We start from the raw sequence: 16,995 nt of genomic DNA on the forward strand, positions 1-16,995 counted from the left end.
TGATACCGGTCCGGGCGCTAGCCGCGCACCGCTTCGTGCCAGCGCGCCAGGAAGGCGCGCTTGCGCAGCGTGTCCTGCGCGGCCAGCAGGCCCGGCCCCACGCTGATCGGCTTGAGCGCGTAGCCCAGGCGCTCCGACAGCGCCGCGGCGGTATGCACGCTGTCGGTATCGGTGCGAATGGTATAGAGCTGCGTGGTCGACTTGGCCAGCAGCGCCTGGCCCTCGCGCGACAGCAGGAAGTCCAGCCACAGCCGCGCCGCATTGGGCCGCGGCGCGCGCCTGGCGATAAACGCTACCCGCGACATCACCAGCGTGTAGTCGCGCGGCGCGATCACGTCGATTGCGGCGCCGCGCTCCATCAGCGACAGCGCGTAGGAACCCAGCAGGTTGTACCCCATCACCAGCTCGCCGCTGGCGATGCGCTCCACCATCTCGGCAGTCGACGACGACAACTGCACCCGGGCACGTCCCAGCGCCTGCGCCAGGTACCAGAATTCATTGCCCATGCGTGCATCCTGCTGCGCCAGCAGGTAGCCAACGCCGGAGCGCTCCACGTCATACGTCACCACCTTGCCGCGCCAGCGCGGCGCATTTTCCTGCAGCAGCCGCGCCAGCCCGGTGCGGCTGCGCGGCGCGCGCATGCCGGCGAAGTGGTAGCGGTTGTAGACGATCACCGCCGGCTCGAAGGTGGTGCCCCAGGCTTCGTCGCGCCACACCGCCCAGGCGGGCAGGCCGGAGCGTTCGGGGGACGCGTAGCGCTGCGCGTTGCCGTCGTTGACCAGCTTGATCTGCAGGTCCATGGCGGTGCTCCACAGCACATCGGCATAGCGCGCGCCCGGCGCCGGGCGGCCGCTGCCGAGCGCGGCGGTTTCCGCCAGGAAGCGCCGGTTCAGGTCGACCGTGTTCAGGTCCTCGTAGCGCACCCGGATGCCGGGATAGCGCGTCTCGAACGCCGTGATCAGCGGCTGCGCCACCTCCAGGTCGGTCGAGGCGTAGACCACCACCTCGCCTTCGCGCTGCGCGCGGGCGATGGTGGCGTCATAGCCCGACGGGTAGCCCGGCGGCGGCGCCGGCAGCATGGACTGGGCCTGCAGCGGCAAGGACGGCGACGCCGCGGCCAGCAGCGAGGCACCAACCAGCCGGCGGCGCCGCGGAGATGCGGGTGAGGCAGGCGGTGCGGGTGATGCGTGATTGACGGGCGACCCATGCGCCGCGGGCGGCATGGAAGCGGACTGCTGGGGCGGACGCTTGGGCACGGTGGTCGGAAACTGGAGGGCGGCCCTGCAGCGGGCGCGCCGGGACAGGCGGGGCGGGGTTATTATAGGCGCCCGCGGCAGGCGCGCCATAGCGCCGGGGCCGCCTGGCACAGAACCGGCAGAGGAGGAGAACCGGCATGCGCATCCTGCTGGTGGAGGATGAAGTCGAACTGGCACGCTGGGTCGCCCGCGCACTGGAGCAGGGCGGCTTCGTGATCGAGCACGTCGCCGACGGCCTGCAGGCCGAGACACGGCTGCAGGCGGAGGAATACGACGCGGTCGTGCTCGACCTGCGCCTGCCCGGCAAGGATGGGCTGGCCGTGCTCAAGTCGATGCGCGGGCGCGACGACCGCACTCCGGTGTTGATCCTGACCGCGCAGGACACGCTCGACGAACGCGTGCGCGGCCTGAACCTAGGCGCCGACGACTACCTGGCCAAGCCCTTCGCCATTGCCGAGCTGGAAGCGCGGCTGCTGGCGCTGATCCGCCGCAGCCGCGGCCGCGCGCACCCGCGCCTGCAGTGCGGCACGCTGGTGTTCGACGGCGAGACCCGCAGCTTTACGCTCGATGGCCAGCCGCTGGCGCTGACGCCGCGCGAATCGACGCTGCTGGGCGCGCTGCTGGCGCGCAGCGGCCAGCCGCTGACCAAGGCGCAGCTGCTCGACAAGGTGTTCTCGCTCGACGCCGATGTCTCCCCGGACGCGATCGAAGTGCTGGTCTACCGGCTGCGCAAGAAGCTGGCCGGGCACGGCGTCACCATCGTCACGCTGCGCGGCTTCGGCTACCTGCTGGAGCCAGAGGCCAGGCGCTGACATGCGCTGGAAGGAAACGGGCATGCGCTGGCGCATGGGGCCGCGCCATCCCGTGCTGCTGTGGCGCCGCGGCAGCCTGCGCCGCCAGCTGCTGTTGCTGCTGGTGCCGGCGCTGGCGGCGATGATGGCGATCGACACGTGGCTCACCTACGGCACGCTGCGCGACGCCGCCAACCGGGCCTACGACCGTTCGCTGTACGGCTCGATCCGCACCATCGACAACGCCATCGGCATGGCCGGCGAGAGCGTCCAGCTCACGCTGCCCGACGCCGCCATGGAGATGTTCGAGAGCGCGGCGCAAACCCATGTGTACTACCGCGTGTCGCTGGAACGCGCCGGCAAGGTGGAAACCATTACCGGCTACGACGACCTGCCGCTGCCCGCCGGCGACCTCGTCAACAACCAGCCGCGCTTCTACGATACCGAGTACCTGGGCGACGCGGTGCGCATCGGCGTCATGGCGCGCCCCGTGTACCGGCCCGACGCGCGCATGCGCGTGATCATCCAGGTCGCCGAGACCGCCGAGCCGCGCAGCGCGCTGATCGCCACGGTGTGGCGCAGCGCGCTGGCGCGCGACCTGCTGCTGATCCTGCTGAGCGCGGCGATCCTGGTGGGCGGGGTCACTTACGTGCTGCGCCCGCTCAGGCGCGTGCGCGACGATGTCGAGGCGCGCTCGCCCGACGACCTCGCGCCGCTGGCCTTCGAGCGCGTGCCGTCCGAGGTGCGGCCGCTGGTCGATGCGGTCAACCTGCACGTGTCGCGCTCGGCGGCGATGGCGCAGTCGCAGGCGCAGTTCATCGCCGATGCCGCGCACCAGCTGCGCACGCCGCTGGCGATCCTGAAGACGCAGGCCGAATACGCCCAACGCCAGCTGCGCGATCCCGATCCGGAAGCCGCGCGCCGCGCCGCGGGCGAGGCGGTGAGCGGCATCGTCACGCAGCTGGAGCAGGCCGCGCGCCTGACCAACCAGTTGCTGGCCCTGGCGCGGGTACGCCAGCACCATGGCGAAAACGCGCAGCCGGGCGAGGCCAGCGATACCATCGACATCATCGACGCCGTCGCCGTGGCCGAGCAGGTGGCGCTCGATTACCTGCCGCTGGCGCGCGGCAAGCAGCAGGACTTCGGCTGGGAGCCGGTGCCAGGGCTGAAGCTGCCGGTGCGCGCCGATCCCGCGCTGCTGCGCGAGGCGCTGGCCAACCTGGTGCACAACGCGATCCAGTACTCGCCGCGCGGCAGCCGGATCACCCTGTCGGCACGCCGGGATGACGAAACGGCCTGCCTGATCGTGGAAGACGACGGGCCGGGCATCCCGGCCGAAGAGCGCGAAAAGGTCTTTGCGCGCTTCTATCGCCGCGTGGGCAATGCCGAGCCCGGCTCGGGGCTCGGGCTGGCGATCTCGCGCGAGATGGCGTCGCGCTTCGGCGGCACGGTGGAGCTGGGAGAAGGGCTGCAGGGCACCGGCGTGCGGGCGGTGCTGAAGCTGCCTGTCGGCGAATAACTCGGCCACGAATGCATCGCGACCGACTGTGGTCTCCCTCTCCCGCTTGCGGGAGAGGGGAGCAAACCGGCGGCAATCAGCTAACTGAACAGTTCCTCCGCCACCGTCGGATGCAGCTGCACCGTGGTCTGCAATTGCGACTCGCGCACGCCCAGGCGCAGCGCCACCGCCAGCGCCTGCACGATCTCCGGCGCGGCGTTGTCCATCAGGTGCACCCCCAGCACGCGGCCGCTGCGCGCGTTCAGCACCAGCTTGAACACGCTCTGGTACGGCGTGCCGCCGAAGCGGTTTTCCAGCGAGACAAAGCGCTTGACCACGGTGCGGATGCGCTCCGGCTTGCCGGCATCGGCAATTGCCTGCGCCTCGGTCATGCCGACCGCGCCGATGGCGGGTTCGCTGAATACCGCGGTGGGCACGAAATCGAAGTCCACACGCTCCCCGCGCCGGCCATACAGCCGGTCCGCGAGCCAGCGGCCCTGCGCGGTCGCCACCGGCGTCAGGTGCAAGCCGTCGGTGGCATCGCCGATCGCGTAGAGCTTGCGCACGCTGCTGCGGTACTGCTTGTCGACATGGATGCCGCCCTTGCCGCCAAACGCCACGCCGAGTTCTTCCAGCCCCAGCCCCTGCACATTGGAGATGCGCCCGATCGCCGCCAGCGCGGCCTGCGCACGCACCGCTTCGGTCTGGCCGGGGCGGTCGGTGGGGCGGTAGCAGACTTCCACCGCGCCGTTGGCCTGGCTGAGCAAATGCACTTGCGCATTCAGGTGCACGCGCACGCCACGCTCGGTCAGCGCAGCGGTCAGCGCAGCGCCCATCTCATGGTCGAAATGGGTCAGCAGCCGGTCGCCGGCGACGATCAGGTCGACCTTGACGCCATAGCGCGACAGGATCGATGCCTGCTCCACGCCGATATAGCCGCCGCCGATCACCGCGACCGAGGCGGGCACAGTCTGCCAGGTAAAGACATCGTCGGAGCTGGCCGCCAGCTCGCCGCCGGGCACATCCAGCGTGCGCGGGCGCGCGCCAGTGGCGATCAGGATGCGGCGCGCATGGATGGTCTCGTCGCCAATGCGGACTTCATCGGGCGCGGTGACGCGCGCGTCGCCACGCAGGATCTCCACGCCGGATTCATGCAGGCGCTGGGTGTAGCCGGCGTTCAGCCGCGCCACCTCGGCGTTGACGCGCACGATCGCGTCGCGCCAGTCTTCACGGCCGCCGGTGTGCGACAGGCAGCCCGACAGGATCGCCGCCCACGAGGCGCCATACGACAGCATCTTCTTGGGCACGCAGCCGCGGTTGACGCAGGTGCCGCCGATGGCATCGCGCTCGACCAGGATCACGCGGGCCCCGTGCGCCGCCGCGCGCCGCGCGCAGGCCACGCCGCCGGAGCCGCCGCCGATCACCACCAGGTCGGCTTCGCGCGCCTTGCCGTTGCGGCGCTTGCCTGCGCCCTGGCCGCGGGCGCGCGGGACGCGCTCCACGGGCGGCGCCGCGCTGACCTGGCGGGCACGCCGCGGTTCGTTGGTCCCCTGCGTTGCGGTGGGGGTTGTCTTGCGCTCGGTCATCCATGCCTCCTGTCGCGGCACGCGGGCCGCATCGACAATCGATCAGGCCGGTGCCAGGCCGCGAAGCTAGGCGGCCGGCCGCAGTTCGGTATTCAGGATCGACGGCCACTCGCGCAGGAAGGTTTCCCCGTCGCGGCGGCCGAGTTCGTAGGCGTGCGTCATGGCATCGGGCCGGGTGTAATCCCAGCTCGAGATCGGCACGCGCTCCGAGGGCTGCAGGTACAGGCGGCGCTGGCCGCCTTCTTCGAGAACGAAACGGCGCGGGCGCGGATAGAGCCGCGTCACCAGCACCAGCACATTGCCCGGCGCGGCATCGAGCGCATCGACCGGGACATTATCCACAAGCCCACCGTCCAGCACCGGCCGGCCCTGGCGGCGCAGCACCGGCGTGAAAGGCGGCGTCGACGCCGATTGCAGCAGCAGGTCGGCCAGCTGCTCGGGCGAGGCGCAGTCCTGCGCGCGCACGAACTCGGGCCGGAAGCCCAGCTTGCGCCCCAGCCGCGGGTGCAGCGTCTTGAGCACATGCTTGTCGATGTTGTAGGCCAGCAGGCCCGCGGCCACCGCCAGGCGCGGGCCACTCCAGCGCGGGATATGCGCCACGCCGACGCGGATCTCGGGCGCCTGCTGCAGGTGCGACAGGCGGCCGTCGGCAAAGATCGTCAGCAGCGCGGTGCGGTAGATGCCGTAGTGGGGGAACACGCGCTCGTTGCGCAGCAGGTTGCCCCAGTAGGCATTGCGGCGGTTGTTGGACAGCACCTCGCGGTAGTAGTCCATGGTCTGGTGCGAGTCGTGCGCATAGACCATGCACGCCGTGGCCGCGCCGGCGGAAATGGCCGCGATCACGCGCGGCCGCAGCTGCAGTTCGGGCGCGACCGTGTCCCACCAGCCCGCCTGCCACCAGCAGCGGTTGCCGCCGCCGGCAAAGACGACCTGGTCGAAGGGATTGGCGGGATTGGCGCCCGAGCCGGCCGGCATCAGAGCAGCGCGTAGGTGGTGGTAGCCTGCACCGCCAGCTTGCCGTCGGTACCGGTCAGCTCGATCTCGCCGAACACCACGGTCTTGCCCAGGCGCAGCACGTTGGCGCGCACCAGCACGTCGCCGTCGATCACGGGGCGCATGAAGTTGGTGGTGAGCGAGACCGTGGTCATCGGGCGGAAGCCGCCGAGCGCACTCGCGACGGCGACGATCATGGCGGTGTCGGCCGCCGACATCAGCACCTGACCGCAGACCACGCCACCCGCGTGGCGAAATGATTCGTTGAACGGCAGGCGCAGCGTTACGCCGTTTGCATCGACGGCTTCGGCCCGCAGGCCAAGCTGGCGCACCCAGGGCGCCAGCACGCGTTCCAGCATGGCGTCGATGTCGGCAAGGGCAAGTTGCGGTGATGCTTCAGACATGGCGATCCTCGTTCTTGTATCCATGTTCCATGGCCGCGCCCATAGCTGGTCCATAGCCGGCCCGTGGCGGACCGCTACGCTGTCTCCCCCGGCGCGACGCGATGCTTCAGGCAATGATACAGGGGGCCGGTGGCAAGCACCACGAAGGCCATCCGGATCACATGGAAGGCCGTCACCAGCGGCACGCCCAGCTCAAGCACCTTGGCGGTGATGCACATCTCGGCAATGCCGCCGGGCGTGGTGGCCAGGATCATCGTGGCCGGGTGCGCGCCCGACAGCGCCGCCAGCGCCCAGCCGAACAGCGCCGACACCACCAGCGCCAGCACCGTGTACAGCGCCACGCCCGACAGGAAGCGCGGCGCGGTGTGCAGGAACTCGCGCGAGAAGCGCACGCCCAGCGACACCCCGATCAGCAGCTGGCCGGCGCGGCTCATCCACGTCGGGATCGCCGACAGCTCGATGCCCGATGCCGTCAGCACCGCGGCCGCCAGCAGCGTGCCGATCACGAACGGGTTGGGCATGTTCAGGCGCCTGACCAGCAGCGCCACGCCCAGCGTGACCGCCACCAGCGCCAGCAGGCCCGGCGTGCTGACCACGCGCGGGCCAGGGATGTACGTGTCGAGCCCATGGATGCCGCCGTACTGGAAGATCGCCGGCACCGTCACCACCACCATCAGCACGCGCAGCGAATGCGCCGCCGCGACCTGGTCGATGCGGGCGCCATTGCGCTCGGCCAGGTTGGCCATCTCGGAAGCGCCGCCGATGGCTGTGGAAAAGTAGGCGGTCTTGAACGCGACGCCGGTGGTCCGGCGCAGCATCAGCGCGCCGCCCGCGCCCATCGCCAGCGCGAACAGCGAGCCGGCGACGATGTACGGCAGGAACTCCACCAGCCGCGCCACCACGTCCGGCGTGAAATACAGCCCGAGCGATGCGCCGATCACCCACTGCCCGGCATTGCGCGCCTGCGACGGCGCGCGCAGGTCGGCGCCCCACATGCGCGCCGAGGCGACAGCCAGCAGCGGACCGATCATCCACGGCAGCGGGGTATGCAGGACGGTGCAGAGCAGGGCGGCGGCCAGCCCGAGTGCCAGCGTAGGCACCGCGGACAGCCAGCGGTTGGCGGCAAGACTCATTGGTCAGCGGCCTGGCGCTTAAGGGGCGCCGGCGCTTGTTGTTTTGAGGGGTGGAAATGCAAGGGGCCCGCACGCCATGGCGCCGGGCCCCGGAGACTACCGAATGCTATCGCGCATCACGCCGCGTTGTCAGCCTGCGCATGCGCCGAGCCGCGCGCGGCATGCCAGCGCAGCAGGCGCGGGATCACCACCACCGCCACGGTCATCGCCAGGATGGTGGCCGAGATCGGCTGCCTGACGAACAGGCTCCAGTCGCCCTGGCCGATCGACAGCGCATTGCGCAGCTGCTTCTCCGCCATCGGCCCCAGGATCATGCCGACGATCACCGGCGCGGTCGGGAAGTCGAAGCGGCGCATCACCATGCCGAGCAGGCCGACCACGAACAGCAGCAGCAGGTCGAACCACGACTGGCGGATGCCATACGCACCCAGTCCCGCGAAGATCAGGATGCCGCCGTACAGCAGCGGCGTCGGCACGCGCAGCATGCGCACCCACAGGCCGATCGCCGGCAGGTTCAGCACCAGCAGCATGACGTTGCCGATATACAGCGACGCCAGCAGGCCCCACACCAGGTCGCCCGAGGTCTGGAACAGCATCGGGCCCGGCTGCAGGTTGTAGTTCTGGAACGCGGCCAGCAGGATCGCGGTGGTATTGGAGGTGGGAATGCCAAGCGTCAGCAGCGGGGCCAGCGTCGCGGTCACGGCCGAGTTGTTGGCCGCCTCCGGGCCCGCCACGCCTTCGATCGCACCGACCTTGCCGAATTCTTCCTTGTGGTCCGACAGCTTCTTCTCGGTCGCATACGACAGGAAGGTCGGGATCTCGGCGCCGCCCGCGGGGATCAGGCCGAACGGGAAGCCGATGAACGTGCCGCGGATCCACGCCGGCAACGAACGCTTCCAGTCCGACTTGTTCATATGGACCGAGCTGAGCTTGTTGAAGGTGCCGTCCGGCTGCGGGAAGAACGCGTTGAACAGCGCCTCGCCCACGGCGAACAGGCCGACCGCAACCACCACGATGTCGATGCCGTCATACAGCTCCTGCACGTTCATCGAGTAGCGCGTCTGGCCCGACAGCGAATCCATGCCGATCAGGCCGATGCCCAGGCCCAGGAACAGCGCCGTCATGCCGCGCAGCAGCGACGAGCCCAGCACCGCCGAGACCGTGGTGAAGGCCAGCAGCATGATCATGAAGTACTCGCCGGGACCGAACTGCAGCGCCACGTCGGCCGCCACCGGCGCGAACAGCGACAGCATCACGGTGGCGATGGTGCCGGCCACGAACGAGCCGATCGCCGCGGTTGCCAGCGCCGGGCCGGCGCGGCCGTTCTTGGCCATCAGGTTGCCTTCCATGGCCGTGACCATGGTGGAAGACTCGCCCGGCGTGTTCATCAGGATCGACGTGGTCGAGCCGCCGTACATCGCGCCGTAGTAGATGCCGGCGAACATGATCAGCGCAGCGGTGGGTTCGACCTTGGCGGTCAGCGGCAGCAGCATCGCCACCGTCAGGGCGGGGCCGATGCCCGGCAGCACACCGATGGCGGTGCCGAGGAAGCAGCCTACCAGCGCCCACATCAGGTTGATCGGTGTGATCGCGACGGCAAAGCCGTGCATCAGCATGTTCAGGGTTTCCATTCGAAGACTCCTTGCTGGACGGGCGGGCTCAGAAGCCGGCGATGGGGAGCAGCGGCAGGTTGATGCCGAGCAGGAATTCAAACAGCGCCCACATCGGCACCGTGATGCACAGGCCCACGATCACGTCGCGCACGATGCGGCGGCTGCCGTAGCCGCGCGCCACGCACACCATCAGCAGCGTGGAAGAAAACACGAAGCCGAGCGTGCCGATCAGCGCCATGTTCAGCACCAGGCCCGCGGCCACCCACAGGAAGCCCTTGAAATTGTGCGGCGCGTTCGGCAGCTCGGCATCTTCCTCCGGCATATTGGTGAAGCCGCCGCGCACGCCCTGCCAAGTCAGCAGCGCGCCGCACACGGCCAGCCCGACGGCCACCAGCGTGGGCACGAAGCGCGGCGACAGGCCGGCATAGCCTTCCTCGCCGGTGATGCCGGTCAGGCCGACAAAGAAAAACAGCGAAAGCGCCAGGACGGCAACGCCGATGGCAACGTGCGAGGGTTTCATGGAGACTCCTTGGCCTTTGTCGCCAGCAAGGGGGGCTGGCGTCCGCGACGCTGGCTTAGCTGACTTAGCTGACCTTGCGGCCCGCGCGGCAATGAGGCCCGGCGACATATGGTTGTTGTCTTCGGTATCGCAGGTGGACACCGGGCCCCATGCCGTTTTCCTGCCGCCGGGATCAGCCGGCGGTGTTGGCAGGCACGACAGGTAAAGCGGTTGATGCGGTAATACAGGGTGTTTCACAGGCCGCGCCGGGTTGGCGCGGCAGCGGGCTTTACTTGGCGACGCCCAGCTCGCGCAGCGTGCCGCCCAGGCGGGTGGATTCGCTGTCTACGAACTTGCCGAACTCGTCGCCGGTCAGCAGGAACGGCGTCCAGTCGTTCTTCTGCAGCGTGTCCTTCCAGGCCTTGCTCTCGGTGGCCTTGACCACCGCGTCGATCATGGCCTTGCGCTGCTCGGGCGTGGTGCCGGGCGCGCCATACACGCCGCGCCAGTTGTAGATCTCGACGTTGACGCCTTGCTCCTTCAGCGTCGGGATATCGGCGGTACGGTCCTTGGAGGTCACCGCCAGCGCGCGCATCTTGCCGCTCTTGATGAAGGGCAGGAATTCCGACACGCCGGCGATGCCCACCGTCACGTGGCCGCCCATGATCGAGGCCGAGGCTTCGCCGCCGCCCTGGAACGGCACATAGTTGATCTTCTTGGGATCGACGCCGCTTTCCTTGGCGACCAGGCCGGCCAGGATATGGTCGATCGAACCCTTGGAGCCGCCGCCCCAGCTGACGCTGCCCGGATTGGCCTTGAGCTGCGTGGTCAGGTCCTTGATCGACTTGATCGGCGAACTGGCCGGCACGGTGATGACCATGGTGTCGGCGAACAGGCGCGCGATCGGCGTGGCGTTCTTCAGCGTGACCGGCGGCTTGTTGGTCTCGATCGCGCCGACCATCACGGCGCCCACCACCATCAGCGCGTTGGGATTGCCCTTGTCGGTGTTGACGAACTGCGTCAGCGCGATGGTGCCGCCGGCGCCGCCCTTGTTGTCGTACGAAGCGGTCTTGGCCTGGCCGGCGGCAATCATCGCGGCGCCCAGCGAGCGGCCGGTCTGGTCATAGCCACCGCCGGGGTTGGCGCCGATCATGACCTTGACGCTGTCGAGCGCGTAGGCGGGCGCGGCAACGACGGTGGCGGCAACGGCGGCCGATGCCAGCGCGGCATGGGCAAAACGGGAAATCGAACGGCGCATAGCGGTCTCCTTGGTTGTACCGGTGATCGCTTGCCAGTCACTGGCGGCCGCGATCCGACCCGGGGGTTCCGGCGGCGGCCTGCGTTGCTGGGGACGGGGACACGGCTTGCCGGCGGCGCGCGCGGCGCTGCCGGGGTTGTCTCCTGTCCGGCGCGGCGGGCGTGGCCGGGACTGTTCTTGGATTATTGGTGAACATCAGGCCGGGGTTAGCGGCCATGGGGCGGATTCTAGGCGGGGGAAACTGTCAAAAGGCTGTCAAAAGGGGCGGGAAGGGGTTGGGGTTTACGTGGATGGTGGGGGATTGGCGTGTGGGCGGGCGGGACCTCGTGGAGGCTCCGGCCCTCTCCCCCACCCCTCTCCCGCGCGCGGGAGAAGGGAGCGATTGCCAGCGGTGTCAGCAAGCTCTCAAGCCTTCGTGCCGACTGCTTGCGACCTTCTCCCGCTGCGGAGCGGGGAGCGATTGCCAGACGTGTCAGCAAGCTCTCATGCCTTCGCATAGCGACAGCTTGCTCCCCTCTCCCGCCTGCGGGAGAGGGGTTGGGGGAGAGGGCCAGCGCATCCAGGAACTGCAGCCCTGCAATAGCCAGATAGCGCTCACCCCGCTGGCTTCGCCTGCAAGCAAGGATCCTTGCGCGCCACCGCCGGCACCACCACCGCCAGATCGAACTCGCCGTCTGCAGGCGCGCTTTCCACATAGCCCACGCTGACCACCTTCCCTGCCTCGCCAGCAAGCCAGCGCGGCACCCCCACATCGCGCCGCACATGCCCGTTGCCGGCAATCAGCACCGCCCCACGCTGCGCGTACGGCCGCAACGCCTGCGCCATCACCGCGTCGCGCGCGGCCTGTGCCGCCAGCATGCCGGGCAGCATCGCCTTGGGGAAATTGCCGCAGTGGCCGCGATCGAGCACCGCGGTCTGCGCCGCCACCAGGTCAGGCGGCAACTCGCCGGTCAGGCCGAGCTTCTGCCGCTCGTCGGCAGCGAACAGCCCATCGAGCCCGCCGCGCACGATCTTGCCGGCATCCGCGCGTGACAGGTTGGCCGCGACCAGCGGCAGGTCGTACTGCAGCGCCAGCGCCACCACCGGGCGGTACAGCGGCCACTGCCAGGCGCCGCCGCCGGCCTGCGCGATCAGGTAATCGGCATCCTTCGGCCGCTCGCGGCGGGCGCGGTCGATATCGGCCTGCCGTTCCCGGTCGAACTGCTCCATGGCGATGGCCGGGCGCCAGCCTTGCTCCACCGCACGCGTGAGCGCGTCCAGCCGCTGCTGCTGGCCGGCAGCATTGTCATGGACCTCGCCCAGCAGCACGTAGGGCTTGCCGGCAAAGCCGGCGCTAATGGTAGCGGGAGAGGGCCCGGAGGCCGCACAGCCGGCGGTCAGCAAGGCAACCGTTGCGGCCAGCATGCTCGGAACGCGCAAGAGGAATGACATCACGCGGATTCTTTATCTTGTTTCGCGCTTCGGGACGGACCCGGCTAACGCCTTCAGTGCTGCCGCACCGTCTCGCCAGGCACCTTCTCCGGCAGCTTGTTGCCTTCCGAGTCGATCTGCAGCGGCCCCGTGCCCGAGAACTTGTCCAGCGCCAGGTAGATCACCGGCGTGATGAACAGCGTGATCACCTGCGAGAACAGCAGCCCGCCGACCACCGCCAGGCCCAGCGGCTGGCGCAGCTCGGCACCGGCGCCGAGGCCCAGCGCCAGTGGCAGCGCGCCCATCACCGCGGCGAAGGTGGTCATCATGATCGGACGGAAGCGCAGCAGGCATGCCTGCCGGATTGCCCTGGCCGGCGTCATGCCTTGCTCGCGCTGCGCCGCCAGCGCGAAGTCGATCATCATGATCGCGTTCTTCTTGACGATGCCGATCAGCATCAGCACGCCGATGACAGCAATCAGCGACAGCTCGACATTGAAGACAAACAAGGTCAGCAGCGCGCCGACCGCCGCCGAAGGCAGCCCCGCCAGGATGGTCAGCGGGTGGATGTAGCTCTCGTACAGCACGCCCAGCAGCGTGTAGATCACCGCGATGGCCGCCACCAGCAGCACGATCTGCGTGGCCTGCGATGACTGGAACACCGCCGCGTCGCCACCCCAGTTGGTAAAGATGGAGGTCGGCATCGCGATCTCCTGCTTGTAGCGGTCGATGCGCGCCGACGCGTCGCCCAGCGCCGCGCCCGGTGCGAGGTTGAACGACACCGTCACCGACGGCAGCTGCCCCTGGTGGTTGACCGCGATCGGGCCGACGCGGCGCTCGGTGGTGGCAAAGGCTGACAGCGGCACCATCTGGCCGGTCTTGCTGCGCACGTAAAGCTTGGCGAACGCGGTCTCGTCGACGCGGTCGATGTCGGCCGCCTGCAGGATCACGTAGTAGTTGTCGATCGGCGTGTAGATGGTCGACACCTGCCGCTCGCCGAACGCCGAATACAGCGCGGTGCGCACGTCCTGCATCTGCACGCCGAGCGCGTTGGCCTTGTCGCGGTCGATCGACAGGTGCGCCTCCAGGCCCGACTGCTGCGAGTCGCTGGTGACGTCGCGGAACAGGCTGTCGGCGCGCATCTTGGCCATCAGCTGGTCGGAGTAGTCCTGCAGCTGGCCGGCCTTCACGCTCTGCAGCGTGTACTGGTAGCGGCTCTTGCTCTGGCGCCCGCCGAGCTGCAGGTTCTGCACCGGCGAGAAATACACCGCCAGGCCGGGCACGCCGGCCACGTCGCGGCGCAGGGACTCGATCACCCTGGGCATGGCGTCGCGCTCGCCGCGCGGCTTGAGCTCGACGAACATGCGGCCGGTGTTGATGGCCGGCGACGGGCCGCCGCCGATGGCCACCACGATGCTCTTGACGGCGGGGTTGGCGCGCATGCGCTCGGCCGCATCGCGCAGCCGCTCGGACATGGCGTCAAAGGAGATGTCCTGCGGACCTTCGGCATTGACGCGGATCTGGCCGATGTCTTCCTCGGGGAAGAAGCCCTTGGGGATCGTGATGAACAGCACCGCGGTCAGCACGAAAGTCAGACCCGCTACCGCCAGCACGGTGCGCCGGTGCGCCAGGCACCAGTCCAGCCCACGCGCATAGCGGTGCAGCGTGAACTCGAACAGGTTCTCGAACCACTGCGTGGAGCGCATGCCCAGGGTCCGCTTCTGTGGCACGGCAGGCTGCGCGAGCGCGTGGTCGCCATAGGCGTGGTGCGACTCATCGACCGGCACGTTCTCGGCCGACAGGAAACGCGCGCACAGCATCGGGATCAGCGTCAGCGACACCAATGCCGACACCAGGATCGACAGCGACACCACCGCGGCAAACTCGTGGAACAGCAGCCCGATCACGCCGGGCATGAAGAAGATCGGGATGAACACCGCCACCAGCGAGATCGAGATCGACAGGATGGTGAAGCCCATCTCGCGCGACCCCACCAGCGCGGCCTTCAGCGGCGGCACGCCTTCCTCGATATGGCGCACGATGTTCTCGAGCATGACGATGGCATCGTCCACCACCAGCCCCACCGCCAGCGTGATGGCCAGCAGCGAGACGTTGTCCAGGCTGTAGCCGAATGCCTTCATCAGCGCCACCGTGCCGATCAGCGAGATCGGCAGCGACACGGTCGGGATCAGCGTGGCGGCGGCGCGGCGCAGGAACAGGAAGATCACCATCACCACCAGCGCCACCGTCAGCGCCAGCGTGAACTGCACGTCGTGGATCGATTCGCGGATCGAGTTGGAGCGGTCGTTGACCACTGCCACGTTGACCGAGCCCGGCATCTGCGCGATCAGGCGGGGCAGGGCGGCCTTGATCGCATCGACCACCGCCACGGTGTTGGCGTCGGGCTGGCGCAGCACGGCCAGCACGATCGAGCGCTCGTTGTTGAGCCAGCTGCCGGTCTTGATGGTCTCGACGCTGTCCTCGACCTCGGCCACGTCGGACAGCCGCACCAGCGCGCCGTTGGGCTGGCTGGCGACGATGATATTGCGGAAGGCATCCGCATTGGTCATCTGCCGGTTGGCCTGGATGGTCAGGGTCTGGCGCGCGCTGTCGAGCGTGCCCACCGGGGTGTTGGCGTTGGCGCGGTTCAGCGCGGTGGCCAGTTCGTCCAGCGTCAGGCCGCGCGCGGCCAGCGCGTCGGGGTGCGCACGCACGCGTACAGCAAAGCGCTTCTGCCCGTAGATCTGCACCTGCGCCACGCCCGGCAGCGTGGCCAGCGTGGGCGAGATCAGGTTGTCGCCGAAGGCATTCAGGTCCGCCAGGCTCATTGCCGGCGAGTTGATCGCCAGCAATAGCACCGGCGCGTCGGCCGGGTTGACCTTGCGGTACGACGGCGGCGTCGTCATCTCGATCGGCAACGAACGCTGCGCGCGGAACAGGGCCGCCTGCACGTCCACGGCCGCGTCGTCGATGTTGCGGTCGTTGTTGAACTCGATGGTGATGCTGGAGTTGCCGAGCGTGTTCGACGAACTGATCACCGACACGCCGGGGATGGTCGCGAACTGCTTTTCCAGCTGCGTCGCCACCGATGCCGCCATGGTTTCCGGGCTCGCGCCCGGCAGCGTCGCGGTGACCTGGATCACCGGCGAGTTGAAGCTGGGCAGCGCTGCGATCGGGATGGTCGGGTACAGCACGATGCCGGTGACGATCACGGCCAGGCACAGCAGCACCGTCATCACCGGACGGCGGATGCAGAGTTCGGACAGCGTCATGTCTCAGTGCCCCGCGGCGGCGTTGCCTGCATTGCCTGGCCGTGCGACGGCCGCACCGGAGGCGGCGCCGGCCGGCGCCTCGCGCACCAGCGCGCCCGGGCGCAGGTTCTGCGTGCCTTCGACGACGACACGGGCGCCGGGCTGCACGCCTTCCACCACGGCCGCGGCGGCGGTGGTGGTAATCACCTGCACCGGCACGCGCGCGACCTTGCTGTCGGGCTGCACCACATAGACAAAGCGGCCTTCGGGGCCGGTCACCACCGCCTGCGGCGGCACCGACAGCGCGCCCTTGAGCGTCTGCACCACCGCGCTGACGTTGGCGTAGGTGCCCGGCCACAGCCGCTGCTCTTCGTTGCCGAACTGGGCCTTGACGCGAATGGTGCCGTACTGCGGATCGACCGTGTTGTCCACGAAGGTGATCTTGCCGGTCACCGGGGTCTTGCTGCCGTCGTTGGGGTGGGCGGTGACCTGTACCGGGCCGGCCTGCAGCGCCTCGCGCAGCGCCGCCAGCTGGCGCTCGGGCAGGCTGAAGGTGACTGCAATCGGCTGCACCTGCGCGATGGTAACCATCGGCACGGCGCCGCCGGGCAGCACCAGAGAGCCCGGGAAGGCGTTAATCACGCCCGTGCGGCCGCTGATGGTGGCGCGGATCGAGCCATAGCTGATTGCCACGCGGCTGGCCTCGATCGCGGCCTGGTCGGCGCGCACGGTGGCTTCGGAGCCATCGACCCTGGCCTGCGCGGTATCGACCGCGCTCCTGGAAATGAAGTTGCGCTCGAGCAGTTCCTGGCTGCGCGCCAGCGTGCGGTGGGCGTCGGCCAGGTCGGCCCGGTCCTTCAGCAGCTGCGCCTGGGCCTTGGCCAGGTTGGCCTCGTCCATGCGCGTGTCGAGCGAGAACAGCAGGTCGCCCGGCTTGACCGTCTGGCCTTCCTTGATATGGACCGTGCGCACCGTGCTCGACACCTGCGGCCGCACCTCGAGCGTGGATAGCGCGGTGACGTTGCCATTGGCGGTGACCCGCAGCGGCACGTCACCCTGCTGCACCAGCGCGGTGGTCACCACCACCGCGGCGGGCGGCTTCGGCGCCGGCTTGGGCGCCAGCCACGTGCGCCAGGCAAACCAGCCCAGCCCGGCCAGCAGCAGCACTGCCGTGACCAATACCCACGGCGATACCCGGCCGCGCCCGGTCCCGGCGGCCGCACTCCAGTTGCTGTCGACGAACCCCTTGGGCTGGTCGATCCTGTCAGTTTTCATGTTGTGTGGACCCTCTGCACCGCGTCTT

13 protein-coding genes are annotated in these 16,995 nt (G+C 69.1%); 2 read left to right on the forward strand and 11 right to left on the reverse strand.

Going from position 1 to position 16,995, the window contains the following annotated elements; all coding sequences use genetic code 11:
* Positions 1 to 17: 17 nt before the first annotated feature.
* Positions 18 to 1,079, reverse strand: a complete 1,062-nt coding sequence (locus tag VSR71_RS25820; protein ID WP_342916677.1) for an ABC transporter substrate-binding protein — start codon at positions 1,077 to 1,079, stop codon at positions 18 to 20.
* Between the two features lie 314 nt (positions 1,080 to 1,393).
* On the opposite strand from VSR71_RS25820, the gene VSR71_RS25825 reads away from it, so the two are divergent.
* A complete protein-coding gene (locus tag VSR71_RS25825; RefSeq protein ID WP_342916625.1) occupies positions 1,394 to 2,068 on the forward strand; it encodes a response regulator in 675 nt (224 codons plus the stop codon).
* A gap of 34 nt (positions 2,069 to 2,102) precedes the next feature.
* Positions 2,103 to 3,566, forward strand: coding sequence for a sensor histidine kinase (locus tag VSR71_RS25830; protein ID WP_342916678.1), 1,464 nt, complete (start codon positions 2,103 to 2,105; stop codon positions 3,564 to 3,566).
* A gap of 80 nt (positions 3,567 to 3,646) precedes the next feature.
* Here VSR71_RS25830 and VSR71_RS25835 read toward each other — a convergent pair whose 3' ends face one another.
* The 10 genes from VSR71_RS25835 to VSR71_RS25880 form a co-directional block, all read right to left on the reverse strand.
* The gene (locus VSR71_RS25835; RefSeq protein WP_342916626.1) at positions 3,647 to 5,131 is read right to left on the reverse strand and encodes a dihydrolipoyl dehydrogenase family protein; all 1,485 of its coding nucleotides are present in this window, start codon (positions 5,129 to 5,131) and stop codon (positions 3,647 to 3,649) included.
* 66 nt (positions 5,132 to 5,197) lie between these two features.
* On the reverse strand, positions 5,198 to 6,106 hold the full coding sequence (locus VSR71_RS25840; RefSeq protein WP_342916627.1) for a patatin-like phospholipase family protein: 909 nt from the start codon (positions 6,104 to 6,106) through the stop codon (positions 5,198 to 5,200).
* Entirely contained in the window at positions 6,106 to 6,528 is a 423-nt protein-coding gene (locus VSR71_RS25845; RefSeq protein WP_342916628.1) for a PaaI family thioesterase, read from the reverse strand. Before VSR71_RS25845 ends, VSR71_RS25840 begins: the two co-directional genes overlap by 1 nt.
* A 74-nt stretch (positions 6,529 to 6,602) precedes the next feature.
* Entirely contained in the window at positions 6,603 to 7,661 is a 1,059-nt protein-coding gene (locus VSR71_RS25850; RefSeq protein ID WP_342916629.1) for an AbrB family transcriptional regulator, read from the reverse strand.
* Between the two features lie 116 nt (positions 7,662 to 7,777).
* Positions 7,778 to 9,292, reverse strand: coding sequence for a tripartite tricarboxylate transporter permease (locus VSR71_RS25855; RefSeq protein WP_342916630.1), 1,515 nt, complete (start codon positions 9,290 to 9,292; stop codon positions 7,778 to 7,780).
* Positions 9,293 to 9,320: 28 nt separating this feature from the next.
* Positions 9,321 to 9,794, reverse strand: a complete 474-nt coding sequence (locus tag VSR71_RS25860; RefSeq protein ID WP_342916631.1) for a tripartite tricarboxylate transporter TctB family protein — start codon at positions 9,792 to 9,794, stop codon at positions 9,321 to 9,323.
* Between the two features lie 268 nt (positions 9,795 to 10,062).
* On the reverse strand, positions 10,063 to 11,031 hold the full coding sequence (locus VSR71_RS25865; RefSeq protein ID WP_029046453.1) for a Bug family tripartite tricarboxylate transporter substrate binding protein: 969 nt from the start codon (positions 11,029 to 11,031) through the stop codon (positions 10,063 to 10,065).
* 594 nt (positions 11,032 to 11,625) lie between these two features.
* Complete coding sequence (locus VSR71_RS25870; protein ID WP_342916632.1) at positions 11,626 to 12,462, reverse strand: ChaN family lipoprotein; 837 nt, start codon at positions 12,460 to 12,462, stop codon at positions 11,626 to 11,628.
* Between the two features lie 53 nt (positions 12,463 to 12,515).
* Complete coding sequence (locus VSR71_RS25875; protein ID WP_342916633.1) at positions 12,516 to 15,713, reverse strand: efflux RND transporter permease subunit; 3,198 nt, start codon at positions 15,711 to 15,713, stop codon at positions 12,516 to 12,518.
* 3 nt (positions 15,714 to 15,716) lie between these two features.
* Positions 15,717 to 16,967, reverse strand: a complete 1,251-nt coding sequence (locus VSR71_RS25880; RefSeq protein WP_342916634.1) for an efflux RND transporter periplasmic adaptor subunit — start codon at positions 16,965 to 16,967, stop codon at positions 15,717 to 15,719.
* Positions 16,968 to 16,995 lie beyond the last annotated feature (28 nt).

This window comes from Cupriavidus oxalaticus (assembly GCF_038900635.1).
Lineage (GTDB): Bacteria > Pseudomonadota > Gammaproteobacteria > Burkholderiales > Burkholderiaceae > Cupriavidus > Cupriavidus oxalaticus_B.

Bases quoted from the DNA above. Each gene is read 5' to 3' on its own strand.
- VSR71_RS25820 (WP_342916677.1), bottom strand. From the start codon at position 1,079: ATGCTGCCGGCGCCGCCGCCGGGCTACCCGTCGGGCTATGACGCCACC.
- VSR71_RS25825 (WP_342916625.1), top strand. From the start codon at position 1,394: ATGCGCATCCTGCTGGTGGAGGATGAAGTCGAACTGGCACGCTGGGTC.
- VSR71_RS25830 (WP_342916678.1), top strand. From the start codon at position 2,103: ATGGGGCCGCGCCATCCCGTGCTGCTGTGGCGCCGCGGCAGCCTGCGC.
- VSR71_RS25835 (WP_342916626.1), bottom strand. From the start codon at position 5,131: ATGACCGAGCGCAAGACAACCCCCACCGCAACGCAGGGGACCAACGAA.
- VSR71_RS25840 (WP_342916627.1), bottom strand. From the start codon at position 6,106: ATGCCGGCCGGCTCGGGCGCCAATCCCGCCAATCCCTTCGACCAGGTC.
- VSR71_RS25845 (WP_342916628.1), bottom strand. From the start codon at position 6,528: ATGTCTGAAGCATCACCGCAACTTGCCCTTGCCGACATCGACGCCATG.
- VSR71_RS25850 (WP_342916629.1), bottom strand. From the start codon at position 7,661: ATGAGTCTTGCCGCCAACCGCTGGCTGTCCGCGGTGCCTACGCTGGCA.
- VSR71_RS25855 (WP_342916630.1), bottom strand. From the start codon at position 9,292: ATGGAAACCCTGAACATGCTGATGCACGGCTTTGCCGTCGCGATCACA.
- VSR71_RS25860 (WP_342916631.1), bottom strand. From the start codon at position 9,794: ATGAAACCCTCGCACGTTGCCATCGGCGTTGCCGTCCTGGCGCTTTCG.
- VSR71_RS25865 (WP_029046453.1), bottom strand. From the start codon at position 11,031: ATGCGCCGTTCGATTTCCCGTTTTGCCCATGCCGCGCTGGCATCGGCC.
- VSR71_RS25870 (WP_342916632.1), bottom strand. From the start codon at position 12,462: ATGTCATTCCTCTTGCGCGTTCCGAGCATGCTGGCCGCAACGGTTGCC.
- VSR71_RS25875 (WP_342916633.1), bottom strand. From the start codon at position 15,713: ATGACGCTGTCCGAACTCTGCATCCGCCGTCCGGTGATGACGGTGCTG.
- VSR71_RS25880 (WP_342916634.1), bottom strand. From the start codon at position 16,967: ATGAAAACTGACAGGATCGACCAGCCCAAGGGGTTCGTCGACAGCAAC.